The organism is Micromonospora carbonacea (genome assembly GCF_014205165.1).
In the GTDB taxonomy this organism is placed as follows: Bacteria; Actinomycetota; Actinomycetes; order Mycobacteriales; family Micromonosporaceae; genus Micromonospora; species Micromonospora carbonacea.
In genome coordinates this window covers 3,094,870-3,116,298 of sequence record NZ_JACHMZ010000001.1, presented here as the reverse complement: position 1 = coordinate 3,116,298, position 21,429 = coordinate 3,094,870, and the positions used below count along the sequence as shown (strand labels likewise).

The 21,429-nt window shown below is 77.6% G+C and carries 17 protein-coding genes; 5 read left to right on the top strand and 12 right to left on the bottom strand.

All coding sequences use genetic code 11. The features are described 5' to 3' along the window. The first annotated feature begins 52 nt into the window (after positions 1-52). Genes HDA31_RS13475 through HDA31_RS32960 form a run of 3 tightly spaced genes read left to right on the top strand, consistent with a single transcriptional unit; the run spans position 53 to position 5,854 of the window. Complete coding sequence (locus HDA31_RS13475; protein ID WP_178065333.1) at positions 53-2,536, top strand: glycoside hydrolase family 3 C-terminal domain-containing protein; 2,484 nt, start codon at positions 53-55, stop codon at positions 2,534-2,536. A 46-nt stretch (positions 2,537-2,582) separates the two neighbouring features. Beyond that, complete coding sequence (locus HDA31_RS13470; RefSeq protein WP_178067546.1) at positions 2,583-3,599, top strand: LacI family DNA-binding transcriptional regulator; 1,017 nt, start codon at positions 2,583-2,585, stop codon at positions 3,597-3,599. Continuing rightward, positions 3,596-5,854 (top strand): glycosyl hydrolase family 95 catalytic domain-containing protein, encoded by a 2,259-nt coding sequence (locus HDA31_RS32960; protein WP_281370184.1) that lies wholly within the window; start codon positions 3,596-3,598, stop codon positions 5,852-5,854. The genes HDA31_RS13470 and HDA31_RS32960 overlap by 4 nt, the downstream gene beginning before the upstream one ends. Positions 5,855-5,856: 2 nt before the next feature. Here the strand turns inward: HDA31_RS32960 and HDA31_RS13460 are convergent, their stop codons facing one another. The 3 genes from HDA31_RS13460 to HDA31_RS13450 are packed head-to-tail and all read right to left on the bottom strand — an operon-like array spanning position 5,857 to position 8,494. After that, positions 5,857-6,435, bottom strand: a complete 579-nt coding sequence (locus tag HDA31_RS13460) for a GerMN domain-containing protein (protein ID WP_246383951.1) — start codon at positions 6,433-6,435, stop codon at positions 5,857-5,859. Then, the gene (locus HDA31_RS13455) at positions 6,432-7,811 is read right to left on the bottom strand and encodes a sensor histidine kinase (protein WP_178065332.1); all 1,380 of its coding nucleotides are present in this window, start codon (positions 7,809-7,811) and stop codon (positions 6,432-6,434) included. The genes HDA31_RS13460 and HDA31_RS13455 overlap by 4 nt, the downstream gene beginning before the upstream one ends. Then, complete coding sequence (locus tag HDA31_RS13450) at positions 7,808-8,494, bottom strand: response regulator transcription factor (RefSeq protein ID WP_074476286.1); 687 nt, start codon at positions 8,492-8,494, stop codon at positions 7,808-7,810. Before HDA31_RS13450 ends, HDA31_RS13455 begins: the two co-directional genes overlap by 4 nt. A gap of 152 nt (positions 8,495-8,646) precedes the next feature. Here HDA31_RS13450 and HDA31_RS13445 point away from each other — a divergent pair, with 152 nt between their 5' ends. Beyond that, on the top strand, positions 8,647-9,102 hold the full coding sequence (locus HDA31_RS13445) for an STAS domain-containing protein (protein ID WP_246383949.1): 456 nt from the start codon (positions 8,647-8,649) through the stop codon (positions 9,100-9,102). Next, a complete protein-coding gene (locus HDA31_RS13440) occupies positions 9,099-9,368 on the top strand; it encodes a GlsB/YeaQ/YmgE family stress response membrane protein (RefSeq protein WP_178065330.1) in 270 nt (89 codons plus the stop codon). Before HDA31_RS13445 ends, HDA31_RS13440 begins: the two co-directional genes overlap by 4 nt. 29 nt (positions 9,369-9,397) lie before the next feature. Here the strand turns inward: HDA31_RS13440 and HDA31_RS13435 are convergent, their stop codons facing one another. The 9 genes from HDA31_RS13435 to HDA31_RS13400 are packed head-to-tail and all read right to left on the bottom strand — an operon-like array spanning position 9,398 to position 21,002. Further along, positions 9,398-12,082 carry an ATP-binding cassette domain-containing protein gene (locus HDA31_RS13435; protein ID WP_221486615.1) on the bottom strand — a complete coding sequence of 895 codons (2,685 nt, stop codon included), beginning with the start codon at positions 12,080-12,082 and terminating at the stop codon, positions 9,398-9,400. 50 nt (positions 12,083-12,132) lie between these two features. Then, a complete protein-coding gene (locus HDA31_RS13430; RefSeq protein ID WP_219824916.1) occupies positions 12,133-13,083 on the bottom strand; it encodes an ABC transporter permease in 951 nt (316 codons plus the stop codon). Beyond that, positions 13,080-14,642: an ABC transporter substrate-binding protein gene (locus tag HDA31_RS31775; protein ID WP_246383945.1), complete on the bottom strand. Its 1,563-nt coding sequence runs from the start codon at positions 14,640-14,642 to the stop codon at positions 13,080-13,082. Before HDA31_RS31775 ends, HDA31_RS13430 begins: the two co-directional genes overlap by 4 nt. Then, positions 14,639-15,526, bottom strand: a complete 888-nt coding sequence (locus tag HDA31_RS13425; protein WP_246383943.1) for a class I SAM-dependent methyltransferase — start codon at positions 15,524-15,526, stop codon at positions 14,639-14,641. The genes HDA31_RS31775 and HDA31_RS13425 overlap by 4 nt, the downstream gene beginning before the upstream one ends. Further along, positions 15,523-16,770, bottom strand: coding sequence for an MFS transporter (locus HDA31_RS13420; RefSeq protein WP_246383941.1), 1,248 nt, complete (start codon positions 16,768-16,770; stop codon positions 15,523-15,525). The genes HDA31_RS13425 and HDA31_RS13420 overlap by 4 nt, the downstream gene beginning before the upstream one ends. Next, on the bottom strand, positions 16,767-17,819 hold the full coding sequence (locus tag HDA31_RS13415; RefSeq protein ID WP_178065328.1) for an enolase C-terminal domain-like protein: 1,053 nt from the start codon (positions 17,817-17,819) through the stop codon (positions 16,767-16,769). Before HDA31_RS13415 ends, HDA31_RS13420 begins: the two co-directional genes overlap by 4 nt. Continuing rightward, positions 17,816-18,889: a PLP-dependent cysteine synthase family protein gene (locus HDA31_RS13410; protein ID WP_178065327.1), complete on the bottom strand. Its 1,074-nt coding sequence runs from the start codon at positions 18,887-18,889 to the stop codon at positions 17,816-17,818. Before HDA31_RS13410 ends, HDA31_RS13415 begins: the two co-directional genes overlap by 4 nt. Then, entirely contained in the window at positions 18,886-19,731 is an 846-nt protein-coding gene (locus tag HDA31_RS13405) for a Rossmann-like domain-containing protein (RefSeq protein WP_178065326.1), read from the bottom strand. Before HDA31_RS13405 ends, HDA31_RS13410 begins: the two co-directional genes overlap by 4 nt. Further along, a complete protein-coding gene (locus HDA31_RS13400; RefSeq protein WP_178065325.1) occupies positions 19,728-21,002 on the bottom strand; it encodes an ATP-grasp domain-containing protein in 1,275 nt (424 codons plus the stop codon). The genes HDA31_RS13405 and HDA31_RS13400 overlap by 4 nt, the downstream gene beginning before the upstream one ends. Positions 21,003-21,429: the final 427 nt, after the last annotated feature.

Here is a 21,429-nt window from a genome sequence, read left to right as displayed (position 1 = left end):
CTTCGACCTGCCGTCCGGGCATCGCTCGCCCATGGAAGGTAACCGATCCACCATGACCGACAGCACCGGCCGGACGCCCGGCCCGTCCCCCGCCGCCCGCGTCGACGACCTGCTGGCCCGCCTCACCCTGGCCGAGAAGATCGGGCTGCTGCACCAGTGGCAGGCCCCGGTCGACCGGCTCGGGCTGCCGCCGTTCCGCACCGGCACCGAGGCGCTGCACGGGGTGGCGTGGCTCGGCACGGCCACGGTCTTCCCGCAGGTGATCGGGCTGGCCAGCAGCTGGAACGCCGAGCTGGTGCGGTCGGTGGGCGCCGCCGTCGGCGCCGAGGTGCGCGCCAAGCACCACGCCGACCCCGAGCGGGTCGGGCTGAACGTCTGGGCGCCGGTGGTCAACCCGCTGCGTGACCCCCGCTGGGGGCGCAACGAGGAGGGCTGGTCCGAGGACCCGTGGCTCACCGGGCACCTCGCCACGGCGTACGCGCGGGGGCTGCGCGGCGACCACCCCGACCGGCTGCGGACCGCGCCGACGCTCAAGCACTTCCTGGGCTACAACAACGAGACCGACCGCGCCACCACCTCCAGCGACCTGCCCCCGCGGGTGCTGCACGAGTACGAGCTGCCGGCGTTCCGCGCGCCCCTGGCGGCCGGGGCGGCGGTGGCCGTGATGGCCTCCTACAACCTGGTCAACGGAACTCCGGCGCACCTGAGCCCGCTGATCGAGGGCGAGCTGCGCGCGATGGCCGCCGACGAGATCATGGTCGTCGGCGACGCCGGGGCGGCCACCAACATCGCCGGGGTGCAGGGCCGCGAGCCCGACCACGTCAGCGGCTTCGCCGCCGCCCTGCGCGCCGGGATCGACAACTTCACCGAGGACGACACGAACAGCGCGCTGACCACCGGCCGGATCGCCGAGGCGCTGGAGCGCGGCCTGATCACCACCGCCCACGTGGACCGGGCGGTCCGCCGGATCCTCGGCGTCCGGCTGCGCCTCGGCGACCTGGACCCGGCGCACGAGGACCCGTGGGCCGGGGTGCCGCCGGAGGTCGTCGACTGCCCCGCGCACCGGGAGCTGGCCCGCGAGGCGGCCCGGCAGTGCGTCGTGCTGCTGCGCAACGACGGGCTGCTGCCCCTGACCGCGCGCCCGGGGCTGCGGGTCGCCGTGCTCGGCCCGCTCGCCGACGCGGTGCACACCGACTGGTACAGCGGCACCCTGCCGTACGCGGTCAGCACCCTCGACGCCCTGGCGGCGCGGGTCGACACCGTCACCAGCCACAGCGGCGCCGACCGGATCGCGTTGCGCGCCGGGGACCGCTACGTGCGCTGCGCCACCGACGCCGACGGCGGCCCGCTCACCCTCGACGCCACCGCCGCCACCGAGGCGACCTGGCTCGACGTGTTCGACTGGGGCGGCGACGCCGTGGCGCTGCGCACCGTCGCCAACGGCCGGCACGTCGGGGGCGACGACGACGGCGTCCTGGTCAACGACCGCACCGGGCCCGGGGGCTGGATCGTCCGGGAGACCTTCCGGTGGCGGCCCGGCCCCGACGGCACGGTGCTGCTGCACCACCTCGCCACCGGCCGGTACGTCGCCGCCGGGCCCGACGGGCGGCTGCGCGCCGACGCCGCCGAGCCGGGCGCGGCCACCCCGTTCGCCGTGGAGCTGGTCGCCGACGGCGCCGCCGAGGCGGCCGCCCTCGCCGCCGACGCCGACGTGGTGGTGGTGGCCCTCGGCAACCACCCGATGGTCAACGGGCGGGAGACCGAGGACCGGTCGGGCCTGGCGCTGCCGGCCGGGCAGGAGGCGCTGCTGCGCGCCGCCCACGCCGCCAACCCCCGCACCGTCCTCGCGCTGACCAGCAGCTACCCGTACGCGATCGGGTGGGCCGACGCCCACCTGCCGGCGGTGCTGTGGTCGGCGCACGGCGGCCAGGAGCACGGCGCGGCGCTGGCCGCGGTGCTGTTCGGCGACGCCGAGCCGGGCGGCCGGCTCACCCAGACCTGGTACGCCGACGCCGCCGAGCTGCCCGACCTGCTCGACTACGACATCATCGACGCCGACGCCACCTATCTCTACCACCGGGGCGATCCCCTGTACCCGCTCGGCCACGGGCTCGGCTACACCCGCTTCGACTACGCTGACCTGCGACTCAGCGCGGCGTCGGTGGCCGCCGACGGGGAGGTCGAGGTGCGCGTCGAGGTCACCAACAGCGGCGACCGGCCGGGGGAGGACGTCGTGCAGCTCTACACCCGGCAGCGGCGTTCCCGGGTCAAGCAGCCCCTGCGCCAGCTGCGGGGCTACGCGCGGGTCGCCCTCGCCCCCGGCGAGCGCCGGGTGGTCCGGCTGCGGCTGCGCGCCGCCGACCTGGGCTGGTGGGACGAGACCCGGGGCGCCCGGGTCGTGGAGGACGCCACGCACACCGTGCTGGTCGGCCGGTCCGCCACCGACATCCGGCTCGTCGGCACGCTCGGCGTCCGGGCGGCGTCCGCCGCCGACGCCCCGGCGCGGGAGGCCACGGGTGCCGGCCGGTCCCGGTGACCACGGCCCGCGCCTGCCCCCGGCGGCGCGGCCGAAGTCACCCGACCTGGTCACCATCTCCGACGTCGCCCGGCACGCCGGGGTCGCCGTCAGCACCGTGTCGTACGTGCTCAGCGGTAAGCGGGCGATCTCCGAGGTGACCCGCAACCGGGTGCTGGCCAGCATCCGGATGCTCGGCTACCACCCGAACGCCGGCGCGCGCGCCCTGGCCAGCCGGCGGGCCAACGTGATCGCGCTGGTGCTGCCGCTGCGCTCCGGGATGCAGGTGCCGGTGGTGATGCAGTTCGCGATGGCGGTGGTGACCACCGCCCGCACCGTCGAGCACGACGTGCTGCTGGTCACCTCCGACGAGGGGCCGGCGGGGCTGCGCCGCATCGCGGCCAGCGCCATGGTGGACGGCCTGCTGCTGATGGACGTGGAGATGCACGACTCGCGGGTGCCGCTGCTGCGGGAGCTGGGGCGGCCCAGCGTGCTGATCGGCTTCCCCGCCGACCCCACCGGTCTGACCTGCGTCGACCTGGACTTCCACCGGGCCGGGGTGGTCTGCGTCGAGCACCTGGCCGGGCTGGGCCACCGGCGGATCGCCCTGCTCGGCGCGCCCGCCGCCGTCTACGACCGGGGCACCGGCTTCGCGCACCGCACCCGCAACGGCATCCTCGACGCCGCCGCGCGGCTCGGCGTCGACACCGTGGTCCGGCCGTGCGAGGAGGGCACGGCGGCCGTCCGCCGCGAGCTGGTGGAGCTGCTGGACCGGTGGCCGGACCTGTCGGGGCTGATCGTGCAGAACGAGTCGGCCGTCGGGCCCGTGCTGGCGACGCTGCCCACCCTCGGCCGGCGCGTGCCGGAGGACGTGTCGGTGGTCGGCATCTGCCCCGACCAGTTCGCCGAGCAGGCCAGCCCCCGGCTCACCTCGGTGCCCCTGCCGGCGGAGGAGGTCGGCCAGCAGGCGGTGTCGCTGCTCATGCGCAAGGTGCACGACGAGCCGGTGCCCGACGCGACGCTGCTCGAACCCCGGTTGACGATCCGGGACAGCACGGCCGCCGCCCCCGGGGACGGCAGGTGACGGCCGGGCTGCCCGCGTCCGCGCACCGGATCTGGGACGACTCCCCCGCCGCCGGTTGGGAGGACGCCTTCCTGTCCGGCAACGGCGAGTACGGGATCATGGTGGCCGGCGCGCCGTACGCCGAGCGGATCGTCGTCAACCACCACCGCTTCGTGCTGCCCAACGGCACCCACGACGCCCGGCCGCCCCGGCTGGCCCACCTGCTGCCCCGGGTGCGCGAGCTGGTGCTCGCCGGCCGGCGGGCCGAGGCGAGCCGGCTGCTCGGTGGCGGCCGGGAGCTGCGTTGGACCCAGTCGTTCCACCCCGGCTTCGCGGTGACCGTCGACGCGGCGGGGCCGGGCGGAGTGGTGGGGCCGGGCGCGACGGCGCTGCCGGCCGGCTACCGGCGGAGCACCGACTTCCGCACCGGGGAGGTCGTCGTCGAGTGGGCCGGCGGCGAGCGGCGCTGTTTCGTCTCCCGCGCCGACGGCCTCGTGGCGCTGCGGCTGGACATGGGCGACTGCGTGGTCGGGTTCACCGGCGACCTGCCCGGCCGCCCGGCGGACGTCCGCTACGAGACCGCGGCGTACCGGCGTGGCCGGGACGTCTTCCTGCGGATACGCGGCCACTACCCGCCGGTGGGCGGCACGTACGGCTTCGAGGGCCTGGCCCTGCTCACCGGCGACGTGCGGGTGCTCGGCGACCGGGTGGCGGTGCGCGGGCCGGCCCTGCTCACCATGGTGCTCGACCGGCCCGGCACGCCGCCGTGGCGCACCGCCGAGCTGGAGGAGACGCTGCGCGCCCGCTGCACCGCCGGGTACGCCGGCCTGCGCGCCCGGCACGCGGCCCGGCACTCCCCCGCCTACGACCGGGCGAGCCTCGACCTGGCCGTGCCGGCCGCCGAGCGGGAGCTGCCCGTCGGCGCGCTGCTCGCCCGGCAGGCCGCCGACCCGCAGCGGCCCTACCCGGCGCTGGTGGAGCGGCTGTTCCACGCGGGACGGTACCTGCTGCTGAGCGCCAGCGGCGTCCTGCCGCCCCGGCTGACCGGGCTGTGGCTGGGCTCCTGGGACGCGGCCTGGGCGGGGGACTTCACCACCGACGCCAACCTGAACCTGCAACTGGCGGGGGCCGCCATCGGGGCCCTGCCCGAGGTGAGCGCGGCGCACGCGCGGCTGGTCGGGTCGCAGGTCGACGACTGGCGGCGCAACGCCGAGGCGATCTACGGCGCGCCGGGCCTGCTCGCGCCCAGCCGCACCGACGGGGAGCACGGGCACCTGTTCCACATGCACGACGACTGGCCGTTCGCCGCCTGGCTGCCCGGCGCGGACTGGCTGCTCCACCCCCTCCACGAGCACCACCTGGTGACCGGGGAGCCGCTCGGCGAACTGGCCGGCTGGCTCACGGAGGCCGCCGAGTTCCTCGCCCACGTGCTCACCGTCGGCGCCGCCGACGGCACGGCGGTCGTGGTGCCGTCGTACTCGGCCGAGACCGGCCCGCTGGACGACGACGGCCGCCCGGTGCACCTGGCGGTCAACGCCACCATGGACATCGCCGCCGCCCGGCACGCCCTGGCCACCGCCGACGCCGTCACCGGCACGCAGCGGTGGGCGGCGCTGCGGGAGCGGCTGCCGGCGTACCTGGTCGACGAGCGCGGCGCGCTGGCGGAGTGGGCCTGGCCGGGCTACCGCAGCGACGAGGACCACCGGCACGTCAGCCACCTCTACCCGGTGTGGCCGTTGGACGAGATCAATCCGGACGACACCCCCGAGCTGGCCGCCGCCGCGCGTCGCGCGCTGGTGCTGCGCGGCGACGAGAACCTCTCCGCCCACGGCAGCCTGCACCGGGCCCTCGCCGCGACACGCCTGCGCGACGGCGCGCTGGCCGGGGAGAACGTGGCCAAGATCCTCGGCAACGACATGTTCTTCCGGTCGCTGATGAGCGCGCACAACCCCGGCCGGGAGACCTACAACGCCGACGCCGCGCACGCCCTGCCCGGCGTGCTGATCGAGTCGCTGGTGCACTCCCGGCCCGGCCTCGTGCGGCTGCTGCCGGCCCCGCTGCCCGGCCTCGGCCGGGGGGTGCTGCGCGGGGCCGCCTGCCGGGGCCGGGTCACCGTCGAGGAGCTGGCCTGGGACGCCTCGTCGGTGCGGGCCCGGCTGCTCTCCCCCGTCGACCAGCGGATCACGGTGGCCAGCCCGTACGGGGACGCGGCGGTCGACCTGCCCGCCGGCCGACCGGTGGAACTGGCCTTCGGCCCGGACACCGGCGGCGGATGACGTCAGCGGGTGACGGTCAGCGCGGCGTAGTCGGCGGGGGTCAGCGGCTGGACGGACAGCGAGCCGTCCGCGCGCGGCACCCCGAGCGGGTGGCCGTCGCGCAGGAACGCCACGGCGTCGACGTCGTCGCGGGCGGCCAGCGTGCAGACGATCTGACCGAACGCGAGCACCTCGTCGCTGCGGCCGGTGTCGTCGCCGGTCCCGTCGACCCGGACGCGCGCCTGACCGTCGGCGACGCCCACCACGGCGGCGCCGATCGCCCCCGGCAACGCGCTGGTCAGTCCGCTGTCCCGCTCGACGGCGCTGGGGCCGGCGAGCAGGTCCCGCAGCTGGGCCTCGGCGTCGAGGGAGCGGCTCACCCGCCGGTCCACCGGGACCAGCCGGTCGTCCTGCACGAAGCACAGCGTCATGGTGACCGGGCCGACCGTCGCGGGGCCGTCGACGGTCGCGGCCGACGGGAACGGCCCGGGCGGGGCCTCGACGGCCCGGGGGGTGTCCTCGGCCGGCACCCCGCAGCCCGCCACCGTGCAGGCCGCCACGAGGGCGGCCAGCAGCGCCCGCGCGGCGAATCGGCGGCTCACGCCAGGCTCCCCGGCAGGGCCAACCGGAACCGCGCTCCCCCGCCGGGGCGGTCGCCGACGTCGGCCGTGCCGCCGTGCGCGGCGGCGTGCTGGGCGACCAGCGCCAGCCCGAGGCCGGTCCCGTCACCGGTGCCCCGGGCATGGGCGGCCCGGCCCCGGACGAAGCGGTCGAAGATGGCGGCCCGGTCCTCGACCGGCACGCCGGGGCCGTCGTCGTCCACCTCGATGACACCGGTGTCGCCGTCGCGCGACAGCCGCACCGCCACCGGGCCCGCACCGTAGCGCACCGCGTTGTCGAGGAGGTTGGCCAGCACCTGTGCGACGCGCCGCCGCTCCACCTGCCAGGTGGCCGGGGTGCCGGCCGCGAGCCGGACCAGCGTGGCCGGCAGGTCGCGGCCGGCGCAGGCCCGCCGGGCCAGGTCGACCACGTCGACGGGCGCGCGGTGGGCGGGCTGGTCGCTGCGGGCCAGGTCGATGAGGTCGTTGACCAGCCGCTGGAACCGGTCGATCTCGTCGGCGACGAGGCCGGCGGCCACGGCGGTGCGCTCGTCGTGGTGCTCCCGCCGCCGTTGCAGGACGCTGGCCGCCGCGGCGAGGGTCTGCAACGGCGAGCGCAGCTCGTGGCTGACGTCGGCGGCGAAGCGGCGGTCGCGCTCGATGCGGCGGGCCAACTGGTCGACCATGTGGTTGAACGAGGTGGACAGCCGGGTCAGGTCCGGGTCGGTGGCCGGGTCGAGGCGGGCGGTGACGTCACCGGCGGCGATCTTCTCCGCGGCGTCCGCGACCGCGGTGAGGGGGCGCAGCCCGTGGCGGGTCGCGTACCAGCCCAGGGCCGCCCCGGAGCCGGCCACGAGGATGGCCACCGCCGTCAGGGCCAGGGCCAGCGCCTGGAAGGTCCGTTCCAGCTCCCACAGGGAGGTGACCTCGTAGTACGTGGCCGAGCTGGACAGCGGCACCCCGACCAGCAGGGCGGTCCGGCCGTCGACCCGGACCCGCTGCACGGCCGGCTGCCCCGAGCCGACGAGCTGTTGCAGCTCCGGCGGCACGGCGGCGGTGAGGCCCGAGTCGGCGATGCGGGCGTGCCACCTGCCGTCCAGGTGCAGCAGCGCCCGCCTGCTGCTGCCGGTGTCCAGCGACCGCAGCACCTCCACCACGTCGGGGTTGTCGGTGTCGAGGCCGCTGCGCACCACGGCGGCGTCGAAGTACGCGGCCCGCACGGCGGTGCGTTCCCGCTCGTCGATCAGCGACTGGCGGGTCAGCTCGTAGGAGATCAGGGCCATCGACGCGGCGAGCAGCAGCGCGCCCAGGGCGAAGGCGGCCATGACCCGGGCGCGCAGGCCGAGGCGGAGCCGGGGCGGGCGGCGCAGCGGGCTCATCGGCGCAGCTTGTAGCCGAGCCCGCGCAGGGTCACCAGGTGTTCGGGGTTGGCGGGGTCGGACTCGATCTTCTGCCGCAGCCGGCCGACGTGCACGTCGACCAGCCGCTCGTCCCCGGTGTCGTAGCCCCAGACGCGTTGCAGCAGCTGTTGGCGCGACAGCACCCGGCCGGCGTGCTCGGCCAGCTCGCACAGCAGCCGGAACTCGGTGCGGGTCACCGGCACCCGCTGCCCGGCGCGGCGCACCTCGCCCGCCTCGGGGCTGACCTCCAGGTCACCGAACGCCAGGACCGGCACCGGTTCGGCGGCGACCGGGGCGGCGGCCCGGGCGCGGCGGCGCAGCGCCCGCAGCCGGGCGGTGAGTTCCTTGATCGCCACCGGTTTGACGAGGTAGTCGTCCGCGCCGGCCTCCAGGGCGGCGACGATGTCGTGGGTGTCGTCGCGGGCGCTCACCACCACGATCGGCACGTCGTCGTCGCGGCGCACCTGCCGGATGCACTCGAAGCCGTCGAGGCCGGGCAGCATCAGGTCGACCAGGACGTAGTCGGCCGGGTCGCGGCGCTGGGCGCGCAGCCCCTCCTCGGCGGTGGCCGCGCCCCGGGCGTCGTAGCCCTCGTCCTCCAGGGCGAGCAGCAGTGCCAGCCGGATGCGGTCGTCGTCCTCGATCACCAGTACGGCCGTCATGACGGCATCATCCCCAAGGCCGTCGCCCGGCGGCCAACCGTGTCCGGCGTACGACGGATTTGTCACGCAACTGTCACATGTCCGCGCGGTGCCCGCCAACCCCGGCCGGCACGGTGGCCTGGACCGGTCGGGCGAGAGGAAGGGGTACGGCCGTGACGACGCCGCTGGCACGCCGGGAGTGCACGATCCCCCTGGTCGAGGTGGCCGTGACCGAGTTCGACCTGGCCTGCCTGCCGGAGACCGGGGCCGTGTTCGACCGGCTGCTCGCGCTGCGCCCCGCGCAGGTCGTGGTGGACCTGTCCGCCTGCCGGCACATCGACGCCGCCGCCATCGGGTTCCTGCTGGACGTGCACCGGCGGCTGACCCGCGCCGACGGGGTGCTCGTCGTACGCGAACCGAACCCCCGGATCCGGCGCATCCTCCAGTCGGCCCGGCTGGACCAGGTGCTGCCGGTCGTCGTCGGCGACGCAGCGGCCGGGTCCCCCGAGCAGCCCGGCCCGGTGGCACCGCCGGTCGGCCGGGCGGTCGTGCCGGGCGGCGGGGGTGGCAGCCGTCGCCCGGCACCGGCCGGGCAGGGGCGCGTCCGCCGGTCGGCGGAGTGGGCGTGACCGTCGCCACGCTGGTCAGCGCCGTCGTCGTCGGGCTCGCCGTAGGGGCGCTCGGCCGGCTCGCGGTGCCGGGCCGGCCGACCGCGCCGCTGTGGCTCACCCTCGTCGTCGGTGTGGTCGCCGCGCTGGCCGGCAGCGTCGTCGCCCGGCTCGCCGGCGCGAACGGCCAGGGGTTCCGCCTGGTCGACGTGGTCGTGCAGGCGGGGGTCGCCGGGGTCGGCGTCGTCCTCGTCGCGGCCACCGCCGGCCGCTCCGACTCCGCCTGACGGGTCGCCCGCACCGGGCCGGGGGCCGGTCAGGCGGCCGGCTGCGATGTGTGCAGCAGCGCCCGGGTCAGCGGGTGCCGGGGGGCGGTGAGCAGGGCGGCCGCGGGCCCGGCCTCCACGACCCGCCCCGCGTCCAGGACGACGACGTGGTCGGCGAGGCGGGCGACGACGTCACGGTCGTGGCTGATCACCACGAGGGCCAGCCCCCGGGTGCGGCGCAGCCGGTCGACGAGGGCCACGATCCGGTCCCGGCTGACCGCGTCCAGCCCCGAGGTGATCTCGTCGCAGATCACCACGCGGGGCTCGGCGAGCAGCGCCCGGGCCAGGGCGGCGCGTTGCAGCTCGCCGCCGGAGAGCCGGTCGGGGCGACGCGCGACGACGTCCGCCGTGAGCCCGGTCTCGCCGAGGACGCGGCGCGCGGCGTCGCGGGCCCGGGCCGGCGGCAGGGCGCGCAGCCGCACGGCGGCCCGGGACACCTGCTCCAGGACCGACCGGTGGGGGTGGAAGCTGGCCCGGGCGTCCTGGAAGACGTACTGGACGGCGGCGAGGTCCGCCCGGGTTCTCCGGTCCAGGGTCGCCGCCAGCGGCCGGCCGCCGAGGCCGACCGTTCCGCCGCGCGGCGGGTGCAGCCCGGCGACGCAGCGGGCGAACGTCGTCTTGCCGCTGCCGGAGCGGCCGACCACGGCGAGGCACCCGCCGGGGGCGACGGCGGCGGTGACCGCGTGCAGCACGCCACGGCGGCGGGCACCGGCGCGGTGGGCCGCGGCCAGGTCGCGCACGCGCAGCGCCGGTGTTCCGGCGGGAGCGGCGGCACGCGGCACGGCGACGCGGGGCGCGGCGGGGGCGACGGCACTCGACGCGGCCGGGGCAGCGGCGAGCAGGCGGCGCGTGCGTTCGTCCCGGGGGGCGGCGAGCACGTCGGCCGCCGCCCCGGCCTCGACGACCACGCCGGCGTCCAGGACGACCAGCCGGTCGGCCACGGCGCGCACCAGGTGCAGGTCGTGGCTGAGCAGCACCACCGCCAGCCCGGCGTCCGCGAGGGCCCGCAGCTCGTGGGCGACGTCGCGGCGGGTGAGGCTGTCCTGCCCGGTGGTCGGCTCGTCGGCGACCAGGACGCGCGCCCTGGCCAGCAGCGCGTGGGCGACGACGAGGCGCTGCTGTTGGCCGCCGGAGAGCTGGTGCGGGAAGCGCCGCAGGAACTCCCGGTCGGCGGGCAGGTCGACGCGGGCCAGCGCGTCGGCCACCGCCCGACGCACCGTCTCCCGCCCGGCCACCGTCGTGCGGGCCGCCGCGCGCCGCGACGGGCGGCCGGGGGTCCGCCGCACCGGCCGGGCGTGCCGCCGGGCGACCTCGCGCAGCACCGCGCCGACCCGGCGGACCGGGTTGAGCGCCGCCGACGGCTGCTGCGGGACGTAGCCGACGACGCCCGGGGGTGGTGGGGTCGCCGGGGACACGGGACGGCCGGCCACCTCCACCCGGCCGGCGAGGCGGACGCCGGGGCCGGCCTCCCCCAGCAGGGCCCGACCGGCGGTGGTCTTGCCGCTGCCGGAGCGGCCGACGAGGGCGAGCACCTCGCCCGCCGCCACCGTGAACGAGACCCCGGCGAGCAGGCGACGCCCGGCGACCCCGGCGTCGAGCCCGACCACCCGGACCGGCGGGCGGGAGTCCACCGGCGACGTCGGCCTGCCGGCGGCGGTCGGGTCGGCGCGGCGCTCCCGGCCGGCGGGCCGGCGCGGCCCGGGCACGGCGCGGCCGGGCGGCCCGACGGGGCCGGCGTCCTCGCGGGCGGCGTCCTCGGGGGCGGCCCCGCCACGGCCGGCGTCGTGGCCGGCGTCGTCGCGGGGGGTGTCCTCGCCGGCCGCGGCCCGGCCGGTGGCGTCGCCGCGGGTGGTCAGCAGCCGGTCGGCGACGAGGTTGACGCCGACGGCGAGGGCGACGAGGAGAGCGGCGGGCACCAGCACCGACCAGGGTTGCAGCAGCAGCCCGGCACGGTTGCGGTCCACCATGACCGCCCAGTCGGCGGCGTCGGGGGCGACGCCGACGCCGAGGAAGCTGGCCGTGGCGACGAGGTACAACGCGCCGACGAACCGCACGCCCGCGTCGGCGAGCAGCACCCGGCGGCTGCCGGTCACGACGTGGCCGACGGCGCGCCGCCACCACGTCTCCCCGTACAGCCGCATCGCCTCCATGGCCGGGCCGTGCGCCAGCGGCAGCGCCGCCGCGCGGCTGATCCGGGCGACCTCGGGCAGGCCGATCAGCGCGACGATGCCGACCAGGGTGGCCGGCCCGCGCGGCGCGGTGGCCGCCAGCAGGATCAGCAGGATCAGCGACGGCACGGCGAGCAGCAGGTCCAGGGGGCGCATGACCAGCTCGTCGACCCACCGGCGGCGGGTCAGCGCGGCGAGCAGCCCCAACGGCACCCCCGCCAGGTACGCCAGGGCGGTCGCGGCGAGCGCCACGCCGACCACGGAGCGCCCGCCGAGCAGCGCCTGGCGCAGCACGTCGCGCCCGACGAAGTCGGTGCCGAACGCGCCGCCCGGGTCGAACGGCCGTCCGCGCGGTGCCGCGTCGCCGGCCAGGGCCGGCCCCGCCACGGCGACCAGCAGGGGTACGGCGAGCAGCGCGACGCCGACGGCGAGGCGCAGCCGCGACCCCGCCGGGCGACCGGCGAGCCGCCCGGGGGCCACCGGGCGGTGGCGGCGCAGGGGCCCCACCCGGCGGAATCCGCGCAGCGGGCCCCGGCGACGGCCCCCGCCCTGCGGGCTCACGTGGCGGCCCCGGCGCGCGGGGCGAGCCGGAAGGCCACCAGGTCGGCGGCGAGGTTCACCGTCACCGTGGTCACGGCGACCAGCACGCACAGCCCCTGCACGGTGGGGACGTCACGCGCCGTCACCGCGTCGACCAGGGCGGTGCCCAGGCCGGGGACGACGAACACCGCCTCGACGACGATCACCCCGCCGAGCAGCCAGTCGGTGGTGCGGGCGAGCTGCTGGGCGACGGGCGCGAGGGCGTTCGGCAGCGCGTGGACCAGCCACAACCGGGGCTCGGGCACGCCGAGCCGGCGGGCGTGCGCGACGTGTTCCGCGCGCATCGCCTCGACCATGCCGGCGCGGGTCAGCCGGCTCAGCGAGCAGAACGGGCGGGCCAGCAGCACCGCCAGCGGCAGCACCAGCACGGCGGGGCGGGACAGCAGGTCGCCGCCGGTGCCGACGGCGGTGGGCGGGAGCCAGGCCAGCCGTACGCCGAAGACCGCGACGAGCAGCAGGGCCAGGGCGAACTCGGGCACCGCGTACAGGCCGACGGCGGCGGCGGACAGCGCCCGGTCGAGGCGGCCGCCCTCGCGCCGCGCCGCGAGCGTCCCCAGCCCGACGGAGAGCGGGACGAGCAGCAGCAGCGTCGCGGCGGCGAGCAGCACGGTGGGCGCGGCCCCGGCGGCGAGGACCCCGGCGACCGGCCGTTGGGAGACCAGCGAGACGCCCAGGTCGCCCCCGGCCAGGTCGGCGAGCCAGTCCAGGTACCGGTGCCAGGCGGGCCGGTCCAGGTCGAGCTGCTCGCGCAGGAGGGCGATGCGCGCGGGGTCGGGCTGGTCGCCGGCGATCACCACGGCGGCGTCCCCGGGCAGCGCCTCGGTCAGGACGAAGACGACGGTGGCGACGCCGACGACCTGCCCGGCCCCGACCAGGGCCCGCCGGGCGGCGTAACGGGGCAGGCTCAACCCAGCCAGACCTTGTCGAAGCGCGCCCAGTCGAGGGTGTTGGCCGGCGCGGCGGCCGAGACGCCGCCCACGCGGGGGCTGGTGGCCACGAGGAAGTCGGCGAACCCCCACACCAGGAAGCCGCCCTCGGCGTGCAGGACGCGCTGCATGTCGCCGTACGCCTGCCGGCGGGCCCGCTCGTCGGCGCTGGACACGGCGCGGGCGTAGCGCGCGTCGAAGTCGGGCCGCCGCCATCCGGTCGCGTTGGTGGTCGACGTGCTCAACAGCCGCTGGGAGATGTGGGTCTCGATGGGCATCGCCCCCGAGCGGTAGCAGGCGAGCACCCCGCCCGTCAGGATGTCCTTCCAGTAGGTGTCCTTGTTGCCGCTGCGCGCCTCGACGGTCAGCCCGACCTGCCGGGCCTGCTCGGCGAAGACGCTGGCGGTCTCCACGAAGCCGCTGGCCACGGGGGCGGTGTCCAGCGGGATCCGCAGCCCCCGGGCACCGGCCCGGTCGACGAGGAAGCGGGCCCGGTCGAGGTCCGGCACGCGCTGGGCGATGCCGTCGGCGTAGTGCTGGTAGCCCCTGCCGAACAGGTCGTTGCCGACCTGGCCGGCGCCGGAGAGCACGGTGTCGACGAGCTGCCGGCGGTCGGCGAGCAGGAACATCGCCTCGCGCAGGTCCCGGTTGTCGAACGGCGGCCGGTCGACCTTCATGGCGAGGGCCTGCATGGTGCTGTTGGCCATCCGGGTGATCCGCACCCGCGCGTCGCCCGCGTAGGTGCGGGCGGTGGTGGGCGTGACGTCGTGGGCGTAGTCGGCCTGCCCGCCGAGCAGCGCGTTGATCCGGGCGGACTCGTCGTTGGCCACGAGGTACTCCAGCTCGTCCAGGTACGGCGCGCCGTCCCAGTGGTCGGCGTACCGCCTGAGCAGCAGGGACCGGCCGGGCTGGAACGCGCCGAAGGCGAACGGGCCGGACCCGACGGGCCGGTCGAAGGCGTCGACGCCCTCGGGCACCACGTACGCGCCGAAGGCCGCCAGGACGTTGGGGAACTCGGCGAACGGCCGGCGCAGCGCGAGTTCGACGGTCCGGTCGTCGACGGCCCGGCTGCCGCGCAGGTCGATCAGCTCCAGGCTGGCCCGGGCCCGGAAGGCGCGCTTCGGGTCGGTGATCCGGGCGTAGCTGTGCAGCACGTCGGCGGCGCGCACGGGGCGGCCGTCGTGGAAGGTCGCCTCGCGCAGGGTGACCCGCCACCGGGTGAGATCGGCGTTGGGCTCCCAGCCGCTGGCCAGGCGGGGCCGGATCGACACGTCGGGGCCGTAGTCGGCGAGCTTGTCGAACATGGCCTTGGCCCGGGACGCCTCGTTGAACAGGTTCGCCAGGTGCGGGTCGAGGGTCTCCTGCGCGCCGCCGCCGGCGAACACGGCACGCAGCCGGCCGCCCCGGCGTGGCCGGTCGGAGGCGGTGTCGGCGGGGCGGTCGCCGCACCCGGCCAGCAGGGTGGCCGACGCGGCGGCTGCGCCGCCGAGCAGTCCGCGCCGGGTCAGCCGGGCGGCGGGCGCGGGGATGACGGATGTCACGGGGTTTCCTCCAGTCGAGAGGGTCGGCGGCGGGCCAGCAGGTGCAGCCGGTCGCCGCGCAGGGTGGTGGACAGCGCCGCGCCGGGCCGCCACGGCGGTTCGGTGCGCGGGCCCGGCGCGTCGAACATCGCCAGCACGTCGAAGCCGGCCGTGTCGAGCAGGTGACGCAGTTCCTGGGGGAACAGCAGCCGCCAGGCCGAGGTCTGCACCAGCGGCTCGGGCGCTCCGGGCCAGCTCCAGGCGCGTTCCCGGCGCAGCAGTTGCGCCGCGTGGTCGATCCACAGCCGGGTCCGGGACGTGTAGGCGACGCCGCGCCACGGCACCGTGCGCACCGACGTGCCGTCGAGCAGTTCGGTGTTGCCGAGGAAGAACGCGCCGTTGCGCAGCTCGGCCAGCAGCAGCCCGCCCGGGGCCAGGTGCGCGTGGCACCGGGCCAGGAACGCGGTGAGGTCGGCGTTGGTGTGGCAGTAGAGCAGGGCGCTGTCCAGGCAGGTCACCGCGTCGAACCGGGCGGCGAGGTCGAAGCCGCGCATGTCGGCGGCCACGAACCGGACCCGGGGGTGCCGGCGGCGGGCGTGGGCGAGCATCGCCGTCGACGTGTCGATGCCGGTGGCGGCCCAGCCGAGCTGCGCGAGCCACCCGGCGTCGCGGCCCGTGCCGCAGCCGACGTCGAGCAGCCGGCGGCCGGGGGGCGCGTACCGGCGCAGCAGGTCGTCGACGAAGCCGGCGGCGAGGTGCTGCGGGTCGGGGAACTGCGCCTCGTACAGCGCGGGGTTGTCGGTGAGCAGGTTGGCCCCGGCGGTGGCCGCCCCGGCACCGTCGCTCGTGCCGGTGTCGCCGCGCAAGCCGGTGCCGGCGGCCCGCCGGGCCCGCCGGCCGCTCACGCGGGCACCGCCGACGGGGCGGGCGCGGGCGTCGGGTCGAGCGCGCCCCGGCGGTGCAGCGCCCAGACGGCCGCTGCGGAGGCCCCGCCCAGCGCGGCGCAGAGCAGCCACGCCACCGCCGGCACCCCGCCGCCGGACCCGTCGTCCATGGCGCGGCCGACGGCGGTCGTGCCGGCCGCCGCGACCACCCCGGAGACCAGGTAGAACAGCCCGAAGTAGGTGCCGGTGAGCCCATCGCGGGCGAACGCCGGGATCAGCTCCAGCACGAACGGCTGGGCGATCAGCACCCCGACGGCGAGCAGCACGGCCGCGCCGAGCACCGGCGCGAGCCGGACGGGGCCGGCGGGGCCGCCGACCGGCACGAGCGGCAGCACGAAGCCCCCGCCCATGACCGCCAGGCCGACCGCGATGGCCGGGCCCCGGGCGAGGCGGCGGTGCAGCCAGCGGGTCACCGGCACCTGCCAGGCGAGGGTCACCACGGTGGAGACGACGAACAGCGACGCCACGGCGAGCGGATGCCCGCCGGCCTGCTGCGCCTGCACGGGCAGCACCAGGTAGAGCTGGTTCTGGAGGGCGAACATCGCGCTGAGCGCGAGCGTGAAGGCGAGGAACCGGCGGTCGGTGACGGCCTCGCGCCAGTCCCCCAGCACGCTCTGCCCGCTGCTGCGGGCCGGCTGCGGCGGCAGCACCAGGGCCTGCGCCACGGTCAGCGCCACGAACACGCCGGCCGCGGCGAGGGCGGCGGCCCGGAAGTCGACAAGCAGCAGCGCGCTGCCGAGCAGCGGCCCGAGCAGGGCCCCGGCGCTGGCGAACACGTTGAACAGCGCGAACGCCTCCGCGCGCCGGTCCGGGGCGGCCTGCGCGAGGTAGGCCCGCACCGCCGGGTTGAACAGCGCGCCGGCCAGGCCGGAGAGCACGGAGGCGGCCAGCAGCGCCGGCAGCGACACCCCGACGGCGAAGACGCCGAAGCCGACGGCGCGCAGCGCGCACCCGGCGATGATCACCCCGCGCGCGCCGAGCCGGTCGGAGGCGGACCCGCCGAGCAGGAACAGGCCCTGCTGGCTGAGGTTGCGCACGCCCAGGACCAGGCCGATCACGGCGGCGGACAGGCCGAGGTCGTCGGCGAGGTAGCCGGCGAGGTAGGGCAGCAGCAGGTAGAAGCCGACGTTGACGCCGAGCTGGTTGACCACCAGCAGCCGGATCGCCGGCGGGAAGCCGCGCAGCGTCGTCCAGGTCGCGATCACCGGGCCACCGCCCGGTCGTCGGCCCGCGCCGGGCGCACCCCCAGGCCGGGCCCGTCGGGGGTACGCAGGACGCCGTCGCCGCCGCCGATGCCGGTCCACGGGTCGGCGGCGAGCAGCAGGTGCCCGTCCAGGTCGACCCAGCGGGCGTGCCCGGCCAGGTGCAGCGCCGGGGCGATGCCGAGCGTGCTCGCGACCAGGCAGCCGAGCAGGACGTCCAGGCCGTGCCCGGCCGCGGCGTCGATCAGCCGGCGCGCGGCGGCCACCCCGCCACACCTCGCGAGCTTGACGTTGATGCCGGCGACGGATCCGGCGAGGCGGTGCACGTCGGCGACGGTGGCGACGTCCTCGTCGGCGACGACGGGCACCGCGACCCGGGCGGCGATCCAGGCCAGCGCGTCCGGGTCGCCGGGCGGGACGGGCTGCTCGACGGCGTCCACGGCGCAGGCGGCGACGGCGTCGAGGACCCGGACGGTCCGCTGGGGCGTCCACGCCCCGTTGGGGTCGAGCAGCAGCCGGGCCGCCGGGGCGGCGGCCCGCACGGCGGCGACCCGGGCGACGTCGTCGTCCGCCCCGGCCTTGATCTTCAGCACCGTGAAGCCGGCCGCGACCAGCCGCCGCGCGGTGGCGGCGGCGTCGGCGGGCGGCACCAGCCCGATCGTGTACGCGGTCGGAACCCGCTTCCTCGCGGGGGCGTCGACGAGCTGCCACACGGGCCGGCCGGCGCGCCGCCCGACGAGGTCGTGCACGGCGGCGTCGAGCGCGCCCAGCACCCCCGGCGCGTCGGCCAGGTCCACGGCGAGGGCCGGCAGGTCGGCGCGCAGCGCCTCCGGGTCGGCGTACCCGGTGACCCGGGGGCGCAGGGCAGCCAGCAGCGCGCCGATGCGGCCCAGGTCGAGGCCCTGGTACGCGCTGGTGACGACCTCGCCGTGGCCGGCGTCGCCGTCGTGGGTCAGCCGCACGGCGACCGCGTCGCGGCGGGCCATGACCGACCGGGAGATGCGCAGCGGCTCGGCGAGGGGCAGCGGGTAGACCCGCCAGTCGAGGTTCATGCCGGCACCCGCTGTCCCCGGGCCGGCTCGACGGTGCGGGCCCGGGGGTCGACGACGGTGCGGCACCGGCTCCACCGGGTGACCTCCACCGCCCGGGGGTGGGGGATCTCGACGGGGTGGCCCCGGGTGGGGCCGAGCAGCCCCCGCCGGGCGCAGTAGTCGTCGTCGAAGATGGAGTCGAGATAGCGGTGCGGGCCGTCGGGGAAGACGGCGAGGACCCGGTCCCCGGGCCGGGTCCGGGCCGCCCAGGCGGCGACCCGGGCGGTCGCGCCGGTGCTCCACCCGCCGGTGACGAACGCGTGCCGGGCCAGCCGCCGGCAGCTCTGGACGGCCTCGGCGGGGGCGACCCAGTGCACCTCGTCGAAGGCGGCGTAGTCGACGTTGCGGGGGTGGATGCTGCTGCCGAGCCCGCGCATCAGCCGGGCCCGGGCGGGCTGGCCGAAGATGGTGGAGCCGACGGTGTCCACCCCGACCAGGCGCAGCCGGGGCCAGTGCCGGCGCAGCGCGCGGGCCAGGCCGGCGCTGTGCCCGCCGGTGCCGACGCTGCACACCAGCGTGTCCACGGCGTCGACCTGGGCGACGATCTCCTCGGCGAGCCCGGCGTAGCCGGCCGCGTTGTCGGGGTTGCGGTACTGGTCGGGCCAGTACGCGCCGGGCAGCGCGGCCCGCACGCGGAGCAGCCGGTCGAGGCGGGCCTGCTGCCAGCCGCCGACGGGATGCGGGGCGTCCACCACCTCCAGCCGGGCCCCGTGGGCGCGCAGCAGCGCCCGCATGGACGGCTCCAGCTCCCGGTCGACGACCAGCACCACGGGGTGACCGAGGGCCTGCCCGGCGAAGGCGAGGCCGACGCCCATGGTGCCGCTGGTCGACTCCACCACCGGGGCCCCCGGGGCCAGCTCGCCGCGCGAGCGCGCGCCGGCCAGCATGGACACCGCCGCGCGGGCCTTCATCCCGCCGGGGCTCAGGCACTCCACCTTGGCGAGGAAGCCGGGTTGCGGGTGCGGCAGCGGGGCGTCCACGAGGACCACCGGCGTGCGGCCGACGAGGTCGAGCAGCTGCGGCGCGGTCATCGGTCCGCCCGGTCGGCGCGGTAGCGGTAGAGCGGCGTGGGGCCGCCGTCGAGCCAGAAGAACGGGTAGGGCTCCGCCGACACGGCGGCCAGCCCCGCGCCGAGGAAGCGCGGCAGGACCGCGCTGCCCGACTGGGCGAACGCCACCAGCGGCACGCCGGTGGCCCGGGCGTGGCGCAGCAGCGGCGCGAAGGTGCCGTTGCCCAGGGTCATGCCGGAGGCGAGGATCGCGTCGCAGCGTGCCAGCAGCGCCGCCGCGTCGGGCAGGCACGGCTCGTCCCACTCGGTGCGCCCGCCGGCCAGGTCGCACGGCAGGTAGCGCAGGCCGCGCCGGCGCAGCTCGGCGAGCAGGGAGTTGACCACGCCGACGACCAGCACGGTCTGCCCGGGCTCGGCGGGCAGCAGGTCGACCACGGCGGCGGCGCGGGCGGCCGACTTGGCCAGCGACGTGCCGCCGGGCACGGGCACCACGTCGGTCGCCGCGCCCGCGTGCGGGCGCACCCCCATCAGGTACGCGTCGAGCGCGGCGACCCGCACCGGCCGGCTCGGGTGGGCCAGCAGCCCGGCCACGCTGGACCCCACGCAGTCGTAGGCGACGTCGTCGGGCAGCTCGTCGGGCTCGACGGCGCAGGAGCCGACGGCGGCGCCGACCCGCAGGCTGAGCACGTGGTTGCGGTAGCCCCGGGCGCGGCCGGGGTGGCGGGCGCCCTGCCGGGTGACGAACCCGACGGTGACCCGCTCCCCCGCCGGGTCGGGGCCGAGCCGGCCGGCGAGCGCCGCCGCCACCAGGTCGTCGAGGCTGTCGGGGGCGGTGGGTTCGGCGGCCGGGGCGGGGGCGGTCACGCGGCGGTCCCGGCGAGCTGGTCGGCGTACCGGACGTCGAGGGCGGCGACGTGCGCCTCGGCGCGGGCCCGCGCGCCCGGCCCCTCGGTGTCGACGGTCATGACGTGGCCGAGGTAGCTGTTGTTGCTGCTGGCGTCGCCGGTGCGGTGCCCGGGGGGCCTGACCGCCCAGTCCACGACGGACGGATCACCGGCCAGCCGGTCGGTGCCGGTGACCGCGTCGACCGTGCCCGCCCGGGGCGGCAGCAGGAACGCGATGGCGGCGCTGCGTACCCCCGTGTCGACCGGCGTGGTGTCGGGGCGCTCGCCGAGGGCGAGGCGCGCGTACGCCATCGGCAGGTCGATGCCGGTGACCCGGCGGACGAGCTCGGTGATCTGGTTGCCGGCGGGCCGTGGGTTGACCTCGACCACCCGGGGCCCGGCCGGGGTCAGGCGCAGCTCGGTGTGGGCGACGCCGTGGGTGAGGCCGACGGCGGCGAGCGCGGCCACGGCCGTGTCGGCGGCGGCGCGGGCGGCGGGGGCGGGCAGGTCGGCCGGGAACATGTGCCCGCTCTCGACGAACGCGCTCGTGCCGGCGAGGCTCTTGTCGGTGACCCCGACGACCGTGGTGACGCCGTCGCGGGTGACGGTCTCGACGCTGACCTCGGGGCCGGTGAGCAGCTCCTCCAGCAGCACCAGCGGCACCCGGGGCTGCCGGCGGGCGTTGACGGCGAAGCCGGCCAGCGCGTCGTACGCCGCGCGCAGCTGCGCGGGGTCGGCGACGGCGCGCACGTACATGCCGGCGCACAGGTCGACGGGCTTGACGACCAGCGGGAAGCCGAGCCGCTCGGCGGCGGCGAGGGTGTCCGCCCAGCCGCCGGCGACCGCGAACGCCGGCCCGGGCAGGCCCGCCCTGCGCATCGCCTCGCGGGCCAGGTCCTTGCGGCAGGCGCGGCGCACCGCCGCCGGGTCGGGGCCGGGCAGCCCGAGGTGGGCGGCGACCTCGGCGGCGGTGTGCAGGTAGTAGTCGCAGGAGGTGAGCACCCCGTCGAAGCGCAGGGCGGCGTGCAGCCGGGCGACGTGTGCGGCGAGCGCCGCCGGGTCGTTGGTCTCGGCGGTGACCACGTTGTCGGCGGCGAGCAGCGGGTGGACCTCGCCGCGCGGCGTCGCCCGCAGGTAGTGGTGCAGGTCGCGGGTGAGGAACGTGAACCGGTGGCCGTCCTCCCGGATCGCCCTCGGCAGCAGGGCGCTCATCGCGCCCACCCAGCTCTCGATGACCAGCAGGTGACCCATCAACGACTCCCGTCCTGTTGCGGTGGCGTCCCGGGTACATCTTGTTGGAAACGGTTTTCGTTGTAAAGTCCGCCGCGCCGGCGGCCGACCCTGCGTGCCGCCGCCACGGGGCACCGGCATCCACCGCACGGGAGATCGACGACCGCACGGGAAACCACCCACCGCGCGGGAAGCTCGTCCACGCGGGAAGGCATCGTCCGCGCGGGAAGCTCGTGCCACGCGGGAAGGCATCGTCCGCGCGGGAAAGCGACGACCGGGAACGCTGGCCGCCTCCGGCGCACGACACGCCGGCACGGCTGCACCACGACCGGCCAGTGATCGCGCGCTCCGCGCCACCCGACCCCTCCGCGGGCGGCGTCACGCCAAGGGGGGAACTCCGCCGGGCGTCAGCCCGCGTACGCGCGGACCTCGCCGCGCACCGTCACCG

Coding starts and splice junctions, on each gene's coding strand:
- HDA31_RS13475 (WP_178065333.1), top strand. CDS start 53: ATGACCGACAGCACCGGCCGGACGCCCGGCCCGTCCCCCGCCGCCCGC.
- HDA31_RS13455 (WP_178065332.1), bottom strand. CDS start 7,811: ATGAGCCCGCTGCGCCGCCCGCCCCGGCTCCGCCTCGGCCTGCGCGCC.
- HDA31_RS13450 (WP_074476286.1), bottom strand. CDS start 8,494: ATGACGGCCGTACTGGTGATCGAGGACGACGACCGCATCCGGCTGGCA.
- HDA31_RS13415 (WP_178065328.1), bottom strand. CDS start 17,819: ATGAACCTCGACTGGCGGGTCTACCCGCTGCCCCTCGCCGAGCCGCTG.
- HDA31_RS13410 (WP_178065327.1), bottom strand. CDS start 18,889: ATGACCGCGCCGCAGCTGCTCGACCTCGTCGGCCGCACGCCGGTGGTC.
- HDA31_RS13400 (WP_178065325.1), bottom strand. CDS start 21,002: ATGGGTCACCTGCTGGTCATCGAGAGCTGGGTGGGCGCGATGAGCGCC.